The sequence below is a fragment of the Pseudomonas sp. LS44 genome, from assembly GCF_024730785.1.
GTDB lineage: Bacteria > Pseudomonadota > Gammaproteobacteria > Pseudomonadales > Pseudomonadaceae > Aquipseudomonas.
The window spans coordinates 1239692-1254746 of record NZ_CP102830.1 but is presented as its reverse complement, the minus strand read 5'-3'; the positions used below and the strand labels follow the sequence as shown (position 1 = coordinate 1254746).

Here is a 15055-nt window from a genome sequence, read left to right as displayed (position 1 = left end):
CAGGAGACCCACCATGCGCGCCCCCCGTTCTTTAGTGTTTGCCCTGTTTCCGCTTCTCGCCAGTTGCCAGGTCTTCAAGCCGCAATCGGAGTCGGCGACCAGCATCCCGATCCGCCTGCAGGGCGAGTTGACGGTCAGCGGCGGCAAGCTTGTGCTGCGTCCCTGCAACGAGAAACGCCAGCTGCTGATCAGCAACGACGGCAGCACCAGCCTGGCCCGTGACGCCGCAGAGTTGCTCGCCGACGGCCCTGGCCCATTGTTCGCCGATGTGCGTGGGCGGCCGGCCGCCAGCCAGCCCAGCGAAGGCGATGGCCAACTGAGCCTCACCCAGGTGTATCGCCTGCAACGCGAGGGGCATGGTTGCGCCGACCCCGACTTTAAGCGCCTGACCCTGCATGCCAACGGCCATGAGCCGGACTGGAGCATCAACGTCAGCGCCAAAGGCCTCCTGCTACAGCGTCCGGGACAGGAATCGCTGGCCCTGCCCTATGTCGAGGAACAACTGCCTGAGGGCCGCTTCAACCTGACCAGCGAAGCCAATGGCCAGCGTCTGGAACTCTGGGTCGCGCCGCAGCGTTGCGTCGACACCATGAGCGGTGCCGTGCAGCACCTGGCTGCGGAACTGCGCCTCAACGGCAAAGTGCAGCGCGGCTGTGCCTATTACGGCGGATTGCGCAGCGAGTGAGCGTGACGGCGGTCGACTGATCGACCCACAGACACCCTCTAAGCTGAACAGCAACGGCAGGAGAACCCGCATGGTACGCATTGCTCTGAATGGTTACGGACGAATCGGCCGGATTGTCCTCCGCGTCCTGTTCGAACGTGGCTTGCACCAGCACGTCCAGCTGGTCGCCATCAACGATCTTGGCGAGCCCGCCACCCTCGCCCACCTGACGCGCTTCGACTCGACCTTCGGCCGCTTCGCCGCCCAGGTCGAGCTGCAGGACGACCAGCTGCAGGTCAACGGCCATAGCATCCAACTGCTGCGCGAACCGGACCCCAGCAAACTGCCGTGGCAGCAACTCGGCGTCGACGTGGTGCTCGAGTGCACCGGCAAGCTGAAAAAACGCGCGCAGGTAGAACAGCACCTGAGCGCCGGTGCCGGCCGCGTGCTGCTCTCGCACCCGTTGGAAAGCGCCGATCTGACCGTGGTCTACGGCGTAAACCATCAACTGCTGGGCGATCAGCAGATCGTCTCCAATGCGTCCTGCACCACCAACTGCCTGGCGCCGCTGGCCATGGTGCTGCACCAGGCGGTCGGCATCCGCCAGGGCCTGATCAATACCGTGCATGCCTACACCAACGACCAAAGCCTGCTCGACAAGGCGCACCGCGACCTCTACCGCTCGCGGGCGGCGGCGCTGTCGATGATTCCCAGCAGCACGGGAGCGGCGAAGACCATCGGCCTGGTCCTGCCGGAGCTGGCCGGGCGCCTGGACGGCCTGGCGGTGCGCGTGCCGACGCCGGTGGTTTCGCTGCTCGATCTAACCTTCAACGCGGAACGCCCGACCAGCCGCGAAGCGATCAACGAGGCCTTGCGCCAGGGCGCAGTGCGCCTGCCGAATGGGGTGATGACCTGCAATGACCTGCCGCTGGTGTCCGGCGACTTCAAGGGCGCACCGCACTCCTGCGTGGCCGATCTGAATCACACCCGGGTGCAAGGCGAGCTGGTCAAAGTGCTCGCCTGGTACGACAACGAATGGGCCTTCGCCGAGCGCATGGTGGATGTGTTGCTCGCCTGGCCAACTGCCTAGCCCAGCCTTCTGGTCGCTGATTATTCCCAGCGGTGGCCGCTGTCCCAGGCAACTGGCGGCAGCGGCTGGCCACGTTCGACACACGCGGCGACAGCGGCGATCAACGGCTGCAGCTCATAGCCATGGGCACGCAGCCAATCCGCGTCGTAATAGCTGGTGGCGTAGCGCTCGCCCCCGTCGCAGAGAATCGCCACCACCGAGCCTTGTTCACCCTGCTTGACCATCCGCTCGGCCGCCAGCAGCGCGCCGATCAGGTTGGTGCCGCTGGAGCCGCCGACCCGCCGGCCCAGGCGTTCGGCCAGATAATGCATGGCCGCCAGCGATAAGGCGTCTGGCACCTTGGTCATCGCGTCGATCACCTCGGGCAGGAACGACACTTCGACGCGCGGTCGACCGATGCCTTCGATACCCGAACCGCAGTCCAGGGTCAGACCGCGATCGCCGCTGACATAGCTGTCGAAAAACACCGAGCGCTCGGCATCCGCACCCAACACCCGCGTGGTGTGCTGGCGGTAGCGCACATAGCGGCCGAGCGTCGCCAGGGTGCCGCCAGTGCCCGGGCTGGACACCAACCAGCTGGGCACCGGAAAGCGCTCGAAACGCAGCTGATGGAAGATCGATTCGGCGATGTTGTTGTTCGCCCGCCAATCGGTGGCGCGCTCGGCGTAGGTGAATTGATCGAGATAGTGACCGCCGCTCTCTTTGGCCAGGAGTTCGGATTCGGCGTAGATCTGCGTCGGGTCGTCGACCAGATGGCTCTGACCGCCGTAGAAGGCGATCTGGGCCAGCTTCTCCTTGGCCGTGCTGGCTGGCACTACGGCAATGAATGGCAGGCCAAGCAGGCGGGCGAAATAAGCCTCGGAAATCGCCGTGGAACCGCTGGAAGCCTCGATCACCGGAGCGCCCGGCTTGAGCCAGCCATTACACAACGCGTAGAGAAACAGCGAACGCGCCAGGCGATGCTTCAAACTGCCCGTGGGGTGGCTGGACTCGTCCTTGAAGTACAGCTCCACGCCAGGCAAGCCGGGAGTTTCCAGGGGAATCAGATGGGTATCGGCACTGCGCTGGAAATCCGCCTCGATGATGCGGATCGACTCGCGTACCCACTGGCGCATCTTGTTCATGGAGTCAGCTCCTAATCGAGGATACCGGCCGGCGGTGGCACCCGTGTGCGCCACTGGCTGAGCGCCAACCCAATGAATACCAAACCGACAGCGTACATCTGGCTGCTGTTCAAACGCTCGCCGAGAAACAGCGCGGCGAATATCAGGGTGAACACCGGAATCAGATTGACGAAACCCGAGGCCTGGCTCGCCGGTAGGCGACTGACGCCATAGTTGTACAAACCATAAGCGACGACCGTCACCACGATACCCAGGTAGGCCACCGAGGCGATGGCCATCGGGCTGATAACGCTCGGCAGCGGCGAGCTCAGCGCCGCGACCGGCAGGAAAAACACGCTGCCGATGAACGCCTGCATGGCGGTCAGGAAGAACACCGAATAGCGCGCGGTCAAATGCTTGAGCAGCAATGTGTAGCCGGTCGCACAGAGCATGGCGAGAAACTCGTAGAAGTTCCCCAGCAACGGCGCCGTAGCATGCACATCGGGCTCGCTGACCAGGCTCAGCCAGACGGCACCGAGCACCGCCAACAGGAAACCGGCCAGCGTCATGCGCGACACTCGCTCGCGCAGAAACAGGTAGGCGCCGATGGCCACCAGCAGTGGCAACAGCGCGGTGATCATGCCCGCCTGCGATGCGCTGGTGCGTTGCAGCGCCATGGCTTCGAAGATGAAATACAGGCACGGCTCGCAAATGGTCAGGCCGAGCAGGTATTTCCAGTCGCCGGGGCGATATTCGATGCGTCCCGACCAGCGCCAGGCGAGCAGAAAGACCAGGCTGCCGAGCGCCATGCGGCCGAAAATCACCCACAGCGGCGGTAGCTCCTGGAAGGCCAGTTTCAAGGCAATGAACGAACTGCCCCACAGCGCCATGGCCAGCGCCAGACAACTCAAGGCCAAGCCCCGTCCTTGCTGCTGCACGATTCACCTCCGATCTCAACGGCCAGTATAGAGAGCGAGTCTGGCGCTCACACAGAGACAGTCAGGCAATGATCGACGGGGCAACTGTAGTGCTGGGTCGGCTTGGTCAGGGCCATAGAAAAGCCGGCCCATGGGCCGGCTCGGGAAACTCGGGGCAGCTCAGCGGGTAACGCGGCTGGTACCGTTGACGCTCATGATCCGAACCCGGTCGCCAACCTTGAAAACTTCGTTTACCTGCACTTCCTGCACGTAGGCGCGCATCGAGCCGTCGTCTTCACGCACGGTGATCTCCACACCCTGAGTACGGGTAAAACCTTCTTCGGTCGCCGCACCCAACAGGCCGCCGGCTACCGCGCCGATCACTGCCGCCACCGCGCTGCCTTTGCCATGGCCGATGGCACTGCCACCCACACCGCCGACTATCGCGCCAGCGCCAGCGCCGATAGGCGTTTTGGTGCCTTCGATCTTCACCGGCCGCAAAGCCTGGATGGTGCCCATGCGCACGGTTTGTACCTGACGAGCTTCATCACGCGAGTAGGTATCGCCAGTTAGGCTGGACTGACAACCGCTCAAGGTCAGCGCGGCGGCTGTGAACGTGGCGGTCAGCAGAATAGACGTACGCATAGCATTTCTCCCGAGAGGACGTTTGTTCATTAAACTCCCTGCCGTCCATTGGTGCCAGTCCCACACCAGGCACCGGACTCGAGCCTGTCAGAACCTAATCAGCGCAATGGGGTTTGCGAGAAGTCATGGATTATTTCATCGTCGTCGTTACCACCGCCGCCGGCCTGTATTTCCACTGGTGGCTATACGTGCGCATCAAACGCTGGATGGATCGCGACTTGGCGATGTCGCTGGCCGGCGTGGATCCGGCCAAGCGCGCCTACATGCTTGACCGCTTGAGTGAGGCACAAGCCAACGGCATCAAGCGGCGTGACTTACCCAGCTGGCTGGAGAGCGCCGCCAGTAGCTATCAGCCGCCGAATTAACCGTCAGAACCTGTTTACGATCTGCTGCGCGTCTGCCCTGCTGCGTTAAAAATAGGCTCGGAATGCTCATTTACAGCTCGTAAACTCCGCTTCCTCGCCTATTTTTGTCTTGCATGGCTCTAGCTCGCGAGTTCGTAAACAGGTTCTTAGGGCGCCAAACGCTCGCGCAGCCAGGTGGCGCCGTCGAGTCGATAATTGAGGCGGTCATGCAGACGGCTGGCGCGGCCCTGCCAGAACTCGATGCGCTCCGGCAGTAAGCGGTAGCCACCCCAATGCGGCGGGCAGTGCGGTGCCTGTTCGAGGAAACGCTGTTCGGCCTCAGCCAGACGCGTTTCCAGCTCGTCGCGCCCGCCAATCACCTGGCTTTGCGGCGAAGCCCAAGCACCTATTTGGCTGCCCAGCGGGCGAACCTGGAAGTAGGCATCCGACTCTTCGGCGCTCACCCGTTCGACGCAGCCTTCGATGCGCACCTGGCGCTCCAGCGCCGGCCAGAAAAACGTCATGGCGGCGTACGGACGCTGCGCCAATTGCTGGCCCTTGGCACTGTCGTAATTACTGAAGAAGCTGAAGCCGCGCTCATCAAGCCCTTTGAGCAACAGCACTCGGCAATGCGGGCGGCCCTGCACATCGACCGTGGCCAGGGTCATGGCGTTCGGCTCGACCGGCAGTTGCTCGGTGTGCACGGCATCGTCGAACCATTGGCGAAACAGGGCGAACGGCTCGTCCGGCGCCTGCGTCTCACTGAGGCCGTCGCGGGTGTAATCGCGGCGCATATCGGCCAGGGATCGGGTCATGGCAGTAATCCTGTCAAAGCGGGCGCCCTTAGCTTACCCAAGCGCTGGGTTATTTGGTTTGTGTGACCGCAAGTACCGGGCCAGCTTTCGCCGGCGTGTTGTACTGCGCAAGAAGCGCCATCAGGGTGTGCTGCGGGGTGAGGACGATTTCAACCCGACGATTCAGCGCCCGCCCTTCCCTGCTGTCGTTGGCGGCCCGCGGCATATCCGAACCCACACCTTTGAGCAGCAGACGATCACGCCGCAAGCCGCTCAGACGAAAAATTGCCGCGACGGCCTGGGCGCGCTCCTGGCTGAGTTGACGATTCACCGGTGCCTGTCCCGAGGTGTCGGCATGCCCGAGGACCAACACGCCGGTCTTGCTATCGCCTTCCACTAGCTTGGCGACCCGACTGAACGGACCCAGCGTAGTGGGCATCAGCATGCCCGGCCGATCGGGATTGAACGAACTGTCCACCGGTGCAGTGACGATCAGCACGTTGTCGCGACGTTCAAGAGTGAATTTGCTGTCTTTCAGCGCTTCGCGCAGGCGCGGTTCGTAGGCGTCGAGCCAGGCGTGAGTGGCGGCTTCGTCGATCTTCGCCGCGGTTTCGGGAGCGGTCTTCTTCCCGCCGAATGGCCACCAGCTTTTTTCGCTACTTGCGGCGCTACGCGTAGATGGAGAAGAGGACGAAGGCTCATGATTGAGGCTGCTACAACCGGTTGCGGTCAGGCAGATAAACACAGCGGCGGTTTTGAGCAGCTTCATGGGCAGGACTCCGTGAAAAGATGAAAAGAATTCGGATGGTCAGAAAATGATGGCGCAACAGCCTCACACAACAGATGAGATTCTGGACGCAAGCCATTAATCCGCAAAGATTTAGCGGTATCGCCTGACGAATGGTTCAACCCAAACATTCCTTCACGGCCTGGGCCAGCCTCTGCGCCCGCGGGTCCATCAGCACGTAAGGGCCGAGGGTATTGGTGACGAAGCCGAATGCCAGCTCACGTTCCGGATCGGCGAAACCGATCGAGCCACCCGCGCCGGGATGACCGAAAGCCTTGGGCCCGGCGCCATAGGTGGCATTGGCAACATCCGGTTGATCGAGCATGCAGCCGAGGCCAAAACGTGTGCGGGTTAGTAAGGTTTTATCCTCGCCGACGCTGTGCTCACGGGTCAGTTCGTTGAGCAACTCGGCCTCGAGTAGTTGCCCATCGAGCAGCGCGGCATAGAAGCCCGCTAGCGCGCGGGCGTTGCCATGGCCGTTCGCGGCCGGCTGCTGCATGCGCCGCCATTCGGGTTTGTTGGTGCTGGTCATGATCGACGGGGGGTTGGCAAACGCCCGCGTGGACAGCGCCGTCGGCTCGCTCATCATCACGCGCAACAGGCGCTGCGCGGCGGCATCGCCCATGTTGCCCTTGCCGCGACTGACATGCGCAACCCGCGAAAACTCCGCCTCGGCCAGGCCGACGTGCATATCCAGACCCAGTGGTTTGGAGATACGCGCGACGATCGACTCGCCCGGCCCGCGACCATCGGCCCGCCGGAGCATTTCGCCGACCAGCCAGCCATAGGTCATCGGCGCATAGCCGTGCGCCTCACCCGGCTCCCACCACGGCTGTTCGGCAGCCAGCGCCTGGGTCATGGCTTGCCAGTCGTAGAGCGCTTCGGCAGGCAGCAGTTCGCGCAGCGCGGGCAGGCCGGCACGGTGGCTGAGCAAGTGACGCAAGGTGATGCGCTCTTTGCCAGCCGCGGCGAATTCCGGCCATAGCCTCGCCACCGGCGCATCCAATTCGAGCTTGCCCTCGGCCACTAACTGCAGCGCAGCGACGGAGGCGAAGGTTTTGGTGCAGGAGAACAGATTGACCAAGGTGTCGCTCTGCCAGGCTTCGCTGCCGTCTTTGTCGGCGCTGCCGGCCCACAGGTCGAGTACGGTTTCGCCCGCGATCTGCACACACAGCGCGGCGCCCCGCTCTTGCGAGTTGTCGAACAGGCCGGCGAAAGCATCTTTAACCGCTTCGAAACGCAGATCGAAATAACCCTGGATCAGCACAAAGAACTCCTGTGGCGCACGTGGTCGCGCGCAGTGGGCAGGTGGCTAGCGGGAGATTGTTTCGATGGCTGGCACCGTTGTGAACCTATCCGAGGACGGGAACGGTGCCATGACCTGGATAAGAAGTTATTGGGCCGGTGACTTGGGGGCTTGCTCGGACGGTTGCGCCGGGGCGCCAGCCGGTTCCTGTGTAGCGGGCTGCGGCGCAGGTGCAGGTGCAGGTGCAGGCTTTGGAGCCGCTGCTGGCTGTGGCGCAGGTGCCTTGGCCGGCTCGGCGGGCTTGGCGGGCTTGGCTTCAGGCTTTGGAGGCGCGGCTTTCAGCAGGGTTTTGCCGGCTTCCAGGTTGGCCTTGCGCGCCGCATCGACAAAGCCCTGGAACGGCCGATCGGTGATACCGACCAGACCGAAATGGCCATTTTCACCATCGAGCAGGCGGCCGGTGACCGGCTGATCGAGGTATTGGAACCAATGCAAGCCGACGATGCTCGGCTCAGCTAGTGCTTGCTTCAAGAAGTGCGCATAAGCCGGGCCGCGCTCCTCTTCCTTGTAGACCTCTTGCAGCCCCCCCCAGAACGGTCCGCGATCCCGCGATCCGAAGTGGAACTCGCCGATCAACAACGGTTTGTCCAAGGCCCGCAAGGCCGCGAAGTCATAGCCGTGTTGCGGCTCGCGGGTATAGAAGTTGAAGCTCAGTACATCGCAATACTCGGCGCAGGAAGCCACCGCTTCCGGCGTCGAGCTGGCGAAGCGGCCACCCAACAGCTGATGATTGGGCGCGTGCCATTTCAGCGAGTCGGCAATGGTCTTGAAATAGGTGTCGGCGAACAGCTTCTGGAAGCGCTGCAGGTCCTTCTCGATGGCCGGATGGGCATCGCTCGGCAGCGGCGGCTGGAAGCCCGGGTCTTCCATCAACTCCCAGGCTTTCAGCTCGATACCCCAGGCTTTCGACAAGCCTTCTTCGTTGCGGTACTTGTCGCGCAACTGCTTGAGGAAGGCGCGCTTGGCCGGCACATCGGTGGTCAGCCGCAGCGTGCCATAGGCCAGCGCATAACGGCCTTGCGCGCCTTCGCCGGGACCGGCCCAGGCCAATTCGTTGTCAGCGAAATAGCCGAGCAGCCACGGGTCGTCGCGGCGATCGCGCGAGGCGATGGCGATGGCCCGCTCAGCCGCCATGGCGAAACGTGGATCGAACGGATCGGGCATGCCGCCCCACCAGTCCAGGCCGGTGCTGATGGTCGCGTAGTCGCCGCTGATTGACAGCGGAATGGTGTATGGCAAGCGCTTGGCGGCGCCCAGGCTCGGATCGCTCCAGTTGCCGATGGTGTTGAAGCCCCAGCCCTGCAAACGGTCCAGCGTATGGCTGGTCCAACGCTCGGCATCGAAACCTTGCTTACAAACTGGCGCAGCCGGAACCGGAGTCGGAGCATTTGCCGGCGCAGCGGCAGCTGCCGAAGCTGGCGTTGTGGCTGGCGCTGGCGGCGCATTACAGACCGGATCGGCATAGCTGCGCTGCAAGTTGGCGCGATAGAAGTCGAACCAACGGCCTTGGGCAAACTCGCGGCCCTTGTTCGCCCCGGTGTCGCGGCGACTGTTGTCGCTGCCAAAGTAGCTGACCAACGGTTCGCCCTCTTTCGGCAAGGCGCTGAACATGCTTTCACGCCCTTCAACATAGGTGGCGCTCAGCCCGGCGCTGACTGCGTTGACGCCAATGGAATAGAACGGATGACCTTCAGGCGTAACCAGATACCAACGGCCATCGCGCCTCTCGGTACGGAAGAAGTTCTTTGCCTCGAACTCCAGGCCGCCCAGCCAGCCGCCGTATTGATCGAGCTTCGCGGACGGCTGTAGCCAGCTCTTCAGCTGCCCGCGCTCTTTATCCGCCGCAGCGCGCAACTGCGCATCGCTAGAGGTTTTTTCCGGCCATTGCAGTTGGCTGAACTGCCCGTAGGCATCGACGATTCCGGTATAGGCGGCCTTTTCGGCGTCGTCATCGCTCACCCCGAAGCGGCCGACCAGGATGTTTTGCGCAACATCCGGATGCTCCAGCGCGAGCGTCACCGCCACGACTTTGCTGCGATCCAGCTCACCTTCGACGATGGTCGCCAACAAGGTGCGCTTGCCTTTGTAATTCCACGGCATTGGCGGACCAGCGCGCATGCCTTTGGCCAGTGGCGAGGTCGCATGCAGTGGCACCAACAGGTTCTGCGCCGGCCCCGCGGGCAGCGCGATACGGCTTATCAGTCGTTTGCCGTCGGCACTTTCAAGGGTGACCAGCAAGGTCAACGCCCAATCCATTGCACTTTGCACGCGCAGACTCATGACGCCGGACTGCGACCAGTCCCACTGACCGCTCTGGGGGGTCAGCCGCAGGCTGGGATGTTCACCCGCATTGAAGGTCACCCGCCGCAGGATTTCGCCGTCTGGCGTGGTTTCCGCAGTCACCGACGGCAAGCTGGCGTTGTCGGTCTTCACTTGCACCACATCGGTGGGGCTGACGAAATTGAACAGCGTCTGCGGCCCGGTCGCGGCAAATAGCGGCGCGCTAAACATCAAGGCGAAGACCGCGGGCAGTGAACGGCGAATCATCTGAAAAACTCTCCTCGATACTGCTGGAGCGCCCTGCGGCGCCACCCGAAATTCTGACCCGCCAGTAGACCACGCGACGGGGAAATGATGCCAAGCATTGTATTTCAACAGCCTGCTAGCCGATTTCGCGACGAAACGGCGGCAACGCATTCAGGATCGCTTTGCCATAACGCTGAGTGACCACCCGCCGATCCAAGAGCGTGATGGTGCCGCGATCCTCTTCAGTTCGTAGCAAGCGGCCGCAGGCCTGAACCAAACGGAGCGAAGCATCCGGCACGGCGATTTCCATGAACGGATTGCCGCCCCGCGCTTCGATCCATTCCGACAACGCCGCCTCGACCGGATCGTCCGGTACGGCGAACGGGATCTTGGCGATCACCACGTGCTCGCAGTACGCGCCGGGTAAATCGACACCCTCGGCAAAACTGGCCAGACCGAACAACACGCTGGCCTCGCCTTCGTCGACCCGCGCCTTGTGCTTGTTGAGGGTTTCCTGCTTGGACAGATTGCCCTGAATAAACACCCGCTTGCGCCAGTCGCGCTCGAGGCCGTCGAACACTTCCTGCATCTGCTTGCGCGAGGAAAACAGCACCAGCGTGCCGCGCGAGCCTTCGACCAGTTGCGGCAGCTCGCGGATGATCGCCGCGGTATGCGCGCTGGCGTCGCGTGGGTCGGCCTTCAGATCAGGCACGCGCAGCACACCGGCATCGGCATGCTGGAACGGACTGGGCGCGATCACCGTCACCGCCGCCTTGGGCAAGCCAGCACGCATGCGAAAGCGGTCGAAGGTGCCCAGCGCAGTGAGCGTCGCCGACGTCACCACGGCGCCGTAGGCGACGTTCCACAAACTACGACGCAAGGTTTCGGCGGCCAGGATCGGGCTGGCGTTAACCTCAATATCGAAGAGTGCACCGCTCTCGGCCAGGGTCAGCCAACGCGCCATCGGCGGACTGTCCTGCGGATCTTCAGCGGTAAACGCAGTCCACAACTCCCAGTTACCCTGCGCACGGGTCATCAAGCTGCCAAACAGCGGATACCACTCCTCGGCCAGGTGACTGGCGATACCGACCCCGGCTTCACCATCCATCGCTTCCTTGAGCAATTCGGTCAAGCGGGTAAACAAATCATTGAGCTGCGAGAAACCCTTCTTCAACTCGATGCCCAGCTCGCGCAGATGCTCCGGCACCACGCCGGCGATGAAGCGGTGCCGCGGCCGTTCGCGGCCTTCCATGTCCTCGCCGGGCTTAAAATCGGCCAGCTGCTCACAGGCGCTGAACATGAATTGCTGCTGAGTCCGCACTTCGCGGGCCAGTTCGGGGACCTTTTCGATCAGCCGCCCGAGATCGCCCGGCAGCGGATGCTGGGCCAGCAGTTTGCTGAGGTTCTTCGCCACCTGCTCCAGCCAATCGGCAGTCGAGCGCAAACGGGTGAAGTGGGCGAAATGGCCGATGGCTTTATCCGGCAGATGGTGACCTTCGTCGAACACGTAAAACGTGTCGCGCGGGTCCGGCAGCACGGCGCCGCCGCCCAGGGCCAGATCGGCAAGGACCATGTCGTGATTGGTGACGATCACATCAACCTTGCCCATGCCCTCGCGCGCCTTGTAGAAGGCGCACTGCTGAAAATTCGGGCAATGCCGATTGGTGCACTGGCTGTGGTCGGTGGTCAGACGCGCCCAGTCGCTGTCTTCGAGGGCCTGTGGCCAGCTGTCGCGATCGCCGTCCCACTTGTTGCCGGCGAGCTTCTCGATCATCTGAGTGAACAGCTTCTGACTGTTCTCGTCGACGTCGATCCGGAAGCCTTCCTCGGCGAACAACTGCGCGGTGGCACTCTGCGCCTGGCCTTCCTGCAACAGGATGTCGAGCTTGGACAAGCACAGGTAGCGACCACGCCCCTTGGCCAGCGCGAAGCTGAAGTTCAGCCCGCTGTTGCGCATCACATCGGGCAAATCCTTGTGCACGATCTGCTCTTGCAGCGCCACAGTTGCAGTCGCAATGACCAGACGTTTGCCAGCCGCCTTGGCGGTAGGGATCATCGCCAGGCTGTACGCCACGGTCTTACCCGTGCCGGTGCCAGCCTCCACTGCTACCACTGCCGCTTCGCCGTCACGATGGCCTTCATCGTTGGCTTTGATTGTGCCGAGCACCTTGGCAATTTCAGCAATCATCAGACGCTGGCCATAGCGCGGCTTGAGCCCCTTGGCTTCGAGAAAGCGCGAATAGGCGCCCTGGATTTGCGACTTGAGTTCAGTGCTGAGCATGGAGTTCTGCGGGCGGAGAGACTGGATATATTTTCAGTAGTTTAACCGGGTCGCTATGATAGCGCGCCATTTCGAATCCGTTCACATCTCGCGAGTCGCAGGAATTGGTCAACGCCGTGGCAACATGAACAGACTTTTAACCGCCGGAGATTGTCGATGACCCCCAACGCTTTTATCTATGCCCTGCATTTGCTGGCCTCCCTGATCTGGGTCGGCGGCATGTTCTTCGCCTGGATGATTCTGCGTCCTGCGGCTGGCGGCGTGCTCGAGGCGCCAGCGCGATTGACGCTGTGGCTCGAGGTCTTCCGGCGTTTCTTCTTCTGGGTATGGATTGCCGTGCTGGTGTTGCCGATCAGCGGTGTTGCCATGTTGCACCTGCGCTTCGCTGGTTTCGAGACGGCGCCGCGCTATGTGCACATGATGATGGGCTTGTATGTCGCCATGGTTGCGCTGTTCCTGCGCGTGCAGGCGCTCCAGCTGCCGGAATTGCGCCGCGCCGTGGCTGCGCAAGACTGGCCGGGCGGCGGCGCGGTACTCGGCCGGATTCGCCGCCTAGTGGGCTTTAACCTGCTGATCGGACTCACCGTCGTGGCGATTGCCGCCCTGCGACCGTCATTCTGATCGGCTGACGGCGCCCGACTGGTCGGCAAAGCGCACCACATTCACGCTGCCTTCCCGACCAGCCGCGCCCGGTTGACCGGGCTGTCCGCTGCGGCCATCGCGGGCACCGTCACTGCTGTACAGCAAACACCCCTTGGGCGATGCGCCAGGACCAGCGCGGCCCGCCTCACCAGCCAGACCGCCGGCACCACCTTCACGGCGCACCTGTAGGGCATCGACGGGGAAACTCTCTGGCACTTCCAGTCGGACCTGGCCACCGGCAGCGCCGGTTTGGCCATCGCTACCGTTCTGTCCGTCACTGCCGGGCCCGGCCTGTCCCCACAAGCAACCGGCCGTCTCGCCCGCTGCGCCATCCAAACCGGGCAATCCCGGCGCGCCGGCGCCCCCGTGCACGTCCACCAGAAGTGTGCCCGACAGGCTGACCTGCTCCAGACGCACGCTCAAGTTGCGGCCCGGCGTTGCCGGTTTATCCACCTTACCCGACGCGCCATGCGCGCTGATCTGGATACCGGCAGCCAATTCGGCGTGTTTGGCCTCCAGGCGGAACGCCTGCTCGCCAGGGGCGATGCCGATGCGCGCATCACGCCCTAGGCGCAGTTCGCCGACGCGCAACTCATTGACCGTCGCAGGAATCAGCAAGACTCCGGCATCGGCAATCTCCAGCCGCTCAAGGACCATCAGACTGGTGTTCGCCGGCAGGCGCAGCAGCGTATTGGATTCAACCTTGACCTCGGCGGCCGCCGCGATCACTGGGCTGCTAAGTAGTGCCAACATTAAGAGGCTACGCATGAGCCAACTCCAGCGCGGCCATCGGCACCTCATCGCGCTGCAAGGGCCCAAACAACAGCGCACGGGCACACCACAAAACGGACTGCTCGCGTAGGCCGACGCTACGCAGAACCAATTGGTAGCCGTTGATAACCAGGAGCAGGCCGCCGCAGAAATGCAGCAACAGTCCGAAAGGCTGTGCGAAGGGTTCGAAGAGATTTACCACTACCGTCAACCAGAACAGCAAAGCCAGCACCTTGGCCGCGCCGAGAAAGACCTTCATACCCCACCCCTTTCGTATTATTTGTCCGCACCTTACCGTCAAAAGCTCGGCCGACACCAGCGCCGCCGATAAAGCGCAGGCGTCGTTGAAGCCCCGATGCAGAGCGGGCGACGATTGATTGGGCAAGTCAGTACGGAGGAGTACAGAGGGAACCGTCGCCGCAGCGCGAAAAGCGCGTACGGCGACGGGTATGGTGCAGTTAACGCTGGATGAGAATTTCGACGCGACGGTTCTGAGCGCGTCCATCTTCGGTGGAGTTGTCAGCCACCGGCTGGCTTTCACCAGCACCTTGTACGCCGAGGATGCTGGCTTGCGATACACCCGAACTCACCAGGTAATCGGTCACCGATTGAGCGCGACGCTCGGAGAGCTTCTGGTTGTAGGCATCCGAACCGACGCTGTCAGTGTGGCCGGTGACGGTCAGCCTGGCATCCGGTGCTTCGCTTTTCAGACGCGAAGCCACGGTATCCAGCTTGGCTTTGTCGGCAGGAGTGAGCTTGGCGGAGTCGAAGCCGAACAGCAGATCACGCACGACAATGGTTTCCTCCTGGACCACGACGACCTCTTCCACCACGGTCTCGACTACCGGCGGGCAACCATTGGCATCGACCGGAGTATTGGGCGGGGTGCCTGGGCACTTATCGCGGCTATCCAGCACGCCATCGCCGTCTTCGTCACCATCACCATGCACCCAGCAATAGGCTGCGGCGGTTGCGCCGCCGACCAGAACGCCCCAGCCGGCCCACGCGCTGCTTTCAATGGCACCCAGTCCAGCACCTACTACGCCACCCACTGCGGCGCACTTAGGCCAGTCGGTTTTCTGTAGGCCCGCGCAGCCGGTCAACAGGCTACTGACTAAGATCAGGGGTAGTGCTGTCCTTGTAATGCTCATCTGGGAACTCTCCTCGAGGAATCGGCTGATAACC

15 protein-coding genes are annotated in these 15055 nt (G+C 62.8%); 4 read left to right on the top strand and 11 right to left on the bottom strand.

Annotated elements, in window-relative coordinates:
* Positions 1 to 13: 13 nt before the first annotated feature.
* The gene (locus NVV93_RS05595; protein WP_258253458.1) at positions 14 to 685 is read left to right on the top strand and encodes a COG3650 family protein; all 672 of its coding nucleotides are present in this window, start codon (positions 14 to 16) and stop codon (positions 683 to 685) included.
* Positions 686 to 755: 70 nt separating this feature from the next.
* Positions 756 to 1754, top strand: a complete 999-nt coding sequence (gap, locus tag NVV93_RS05590) for a type I glyceraldehyde-3-phosphate dehydrogenase (protein WP_258253457.1) — start codon at positions 756 to 758, stop codon at positions 1752 to 1754.
* A 20-nt stretch (positions 1755 to 1774) separates the two neighbouring features.
* Here gap and NVV93_RS05585 read toward each other — a convergent pair whose 3' ends face one another.
* From NVV93_RS05585 to NVV93_RS05575, 3 genes are all read right to left on the bottom strand, one after another.
* Complete coding sequence (locus NVV93_RS05585) at positions 1775 to 2878, bottom strand: PLP-dependent cysteine synthase family protein (RefSeq protein WP_258253456.1); 1104 nt, start codon at positions 2876 to 2878, stop codon at positions 1775 to 1777.
* A gap of 11 nt (positions 2879 to 2889) precedes the next feature.
* Positions 2890 to 3747, bottom strand: coding sequence for a DMT family transporter (locus NVV93_RS05580; protein ID WP_258254295.1), 858 nt, complete (start codon positions 3745 to 3747; stop codon positions 2890 to 2892).
* A 207-nt stretch (positions 3748 to 3954) separates the two neighbouring features.
* Complete coding sequence (locus NVV93_RS05575) at positions 3955 to 4419, bottom strand: glycine zipper 2TM domain-containing protein (protein WP_258253455.1); 465 nt, start codon at positions 4417 to 4419, stop codon at positions 3955 to 3957.
* Between the two features lie 125 nt (positions 4420 to 4544).
* Here NVV93_RS05575 and NVV93_RS05570 point away from each other — a divergent pair, with 125 nt between their 5' ends.
* Positions 4545 to 4784 carry a hypothetical protein gene (locus NVV93_RS05570; RefSeq protein ID WP_258253454.1) on the top strand — a complete coding sequence of 80 codons (240 nt, stop codon included), beginning with the start codon at positions 4545 to 4547 and terminating at the stop codon, positions 4782 to 4784.
* 146 nt (positions 4785 to 4930) lie between these two features.
* Here NVV93_RS05570 and pdxH read toward each other — a convergent pair whose 3' ends face one another.
* From pdxH to dinG, 5 genes are all read right to left on the bottom strand, one after another.
* Complete coding sequence (gene pdxH / locus NVV93_RS05565; protein ID WP_258253453.1) at positions 4931 to 5578, bottom strand: pyridoxamine 5'-phosphate oxidase; 648 nt, start codon at positions 5576 to 5578, stop codon at positions 4931 to 4933.
* 49 nt (positions 5579 to 5627) lie between these two features.
* Positions 5628 to 6326 (bottom strand): OmpA family protein, encoded by a 699-nt coding sequence (locus NVV93_RS05560; protein WP_258253452.1) that lies wholly within the window; start codon positions 6324 to 6326, stop codon positions 5628 to 5630.
* Between the two features lie 136 nt (positions 6327 to 6462).
* Entirely contained in the window at positions 6463 to 7611 is a 1149-nt protein-coding gene (locus tag NVV93_RS05555) for a serine hydrolase domain-containing protein (protein WP_258253451.1), read from the bottom strand.
* 126 nt (positions 7612 to 7737) lie between these two features.
* Entirely contained in the window at positions 7738 to 10197 is a 2460-nt protein-coding gene (locus NVV93_RS05550; protein ID WP_258253450.1) for a beta-agarase, read from the bottom strand.
* 115 nt (positions 10198 to 10312) lie between these two features.
* Positions 10313 to 12457 carry an ATP-dependent DNA helicase DinG gene (gene dinG / locus NVV93_RS05545; protein WP_258253449.1) on the bottom strand — a complete coding sequence of 715 codons (2145 nt, stop codon included), beginning with the start codon at positions 12455 to 12457 and terminating at the stop codon, positions 10313 to 10315.
* A gap of 156 nt (positions 12458 to 12613) precedes the next feature.
* Between dinG and NVV93_RS05540 the strand changes: the two genes are divergently transcribed.
* Positions 12614 to 13078 (top strand): CopD family protein, encoded by a 465-nt coding sequence (locus NVV93_RS05540; protein WP_258253448.1) that lies wholly within the window; start codon positions 12614 to 12616, stop codon positions 13076 to 13078.
* Here the strand turns inward: NVV93_RS05540 and NVV93_RS05535 are convergent.
* The 3 genes from NVV93_RS05535 to NVV93_RS05525 form a co-directional block, all read right to left on the bottom strand.
* Positions 13070 to 13867 carry a collagen-like protein gene (locus NVV93_RS05535; RefSeq protein ID WP_258253447.1) on the bottom strand — a complete coding sequence of 266 codons (798 nt, stop codon included), beginning with the start codon at positions 13865 to 13867 and terminating at the stop codon, positions 13070 to 13072. The genes NVV93_RS05540 and NVV93_RS05535 overlap by 9 nt on opposite strands.
* Positions 13860 to 14129: a DUF1145 domain-containing protein gene (locus NVV93_RS05530; RefSeq protein ID WP_258253446.1), complete on the bottom strand. Its 270-nt coding sequence runs from the start codon at positions 14127 to 14129 to the stop codon at positions 13860 to 13862. The genes NVV93_RS05535 and NVV93_RS05530 overlap by 8 nt, the downstream gene beginning before the upstream one ends.
* A 199-nt stretch (positions 14130 to 14328) precedes the next feature.
* A complete protein-coding gene (locus tag NVV93_RS05525) occupies positions 14329 to 15021 on the bottom strand; it encodes an OmpA family protein (RefSeq protein WP_258253445.1) in 693 nt (230 codons plus the stop codon).
* Between the last annotated feature and the right edge of the window lie 34 nt (positions 15022 to 15055).

What these genes read in the sequence shown, in the direction of transcription:
- NVV93_RS05595 (WP_258253458.1), top strand. Translation starts at nt 14, where the DNA reads ATGCGCGCCCCCCGTTCTTTAGTGTTTGCCCTGTTTCCGCTTCTCGCC.
- gap (WP_258253457.1), top strand. Translation starts at nt 756, where the DNA reads ATGGTACGCATTGCTCTGAATGGTTACGGACGAATCGGCCGGATTGTC.
- NVV93_RS05585 (WP_258253456.1), bottom strand. Translation starts at nt 2,878, where the DNA reads ATGAACAAGATGCGCCAGTGGGTACGCGAGTCGATCCGCATCATCGAG.
- NVV93_RS05580 (WP_258254295.1), bottom strand. Translation starts at nt 3,747, where the DNA reads ATGGCGCTGTGGGGCAGTTCGTTCATTGCCTTGAAACTGGCCTTCCAG.
- NVV93_RS05575 (WP_258253455.1), bottom strand. Translation starts at nt 4,419, where the DNA reads ATGCGTACGTCTATTCTGCTGACCGCCACGTTCACAGCCGCCGCGCTG.
- NVV93_RS05570 (WP_258253454.1), top strand. Translation starts at nt 4,545, where the DNA reads ATGGATTATTTCATCGTCGTCGTTACCACCGCCGCCGGCCTGTATTTC.
- pdxH (WP_258253453.1), bottom strand. Translation starts at nt 5,578, where the DNA reads ATGACCCGATCCCTGGCCGATATGCGCCGCGATTACACCCGCGACGGC.
- NVV93_RS05560 (WP_258253452.1), bottom strand. Translation starts at nt 6,326, where the DNA reads ATGAAGCTGCTCAAAACCGCCGCTGTGTTTATCTGCCTGACCGCAACC.
- NVV93_RS05550 (WP_258253450.1), bottom strand. Translation starts at nt 10,197, where the DNA reads ATGATTCGCCGTTCACTGCCCGCGGTCTTCGCCTTGATGTTTAGCGCG.
- dinG (WP_258253449.1), bottom strand. Translation starts at nt 12,457, where the DNA reads ATGCTCAGCACTGAACTCAAGTCGCAAATCCAGGGCGCCTATTCGCGC.
- NVV93_RS05540 (WP_258253448.1), top strand. Translation starts at nt 12,614, where the DNA reads ATGACCCCCAACGCTTTTATCTATGCCCTGCATTTGCTGGCCTCCCTG.
- NVV93_RS05535 (WP_258253447.1), bottom strand. Translation starts at nt 13,867, where the DNA reads ATGCGTAGCCTCTTAATGTTGGCACTACTTAGCAGCCCAGTGATCGCG.
- NVV93_RS05530 (WP_258253446.1), bottom strand. Translation starts at nt 14,129, where the DNA reads ATGAAGGTCTTTCTCGGCGCGGCCAAGGTGCTGGCTTTGCTGTTCTGG.
- NVV93_RS05525 (WP_258253445.1), bottom strand. Translation starts at nt 15,021, where the DNA reads ATGAGCATTACAAGGACAGCACTACCCCTGATCTTAGTCAGTAGCCTG.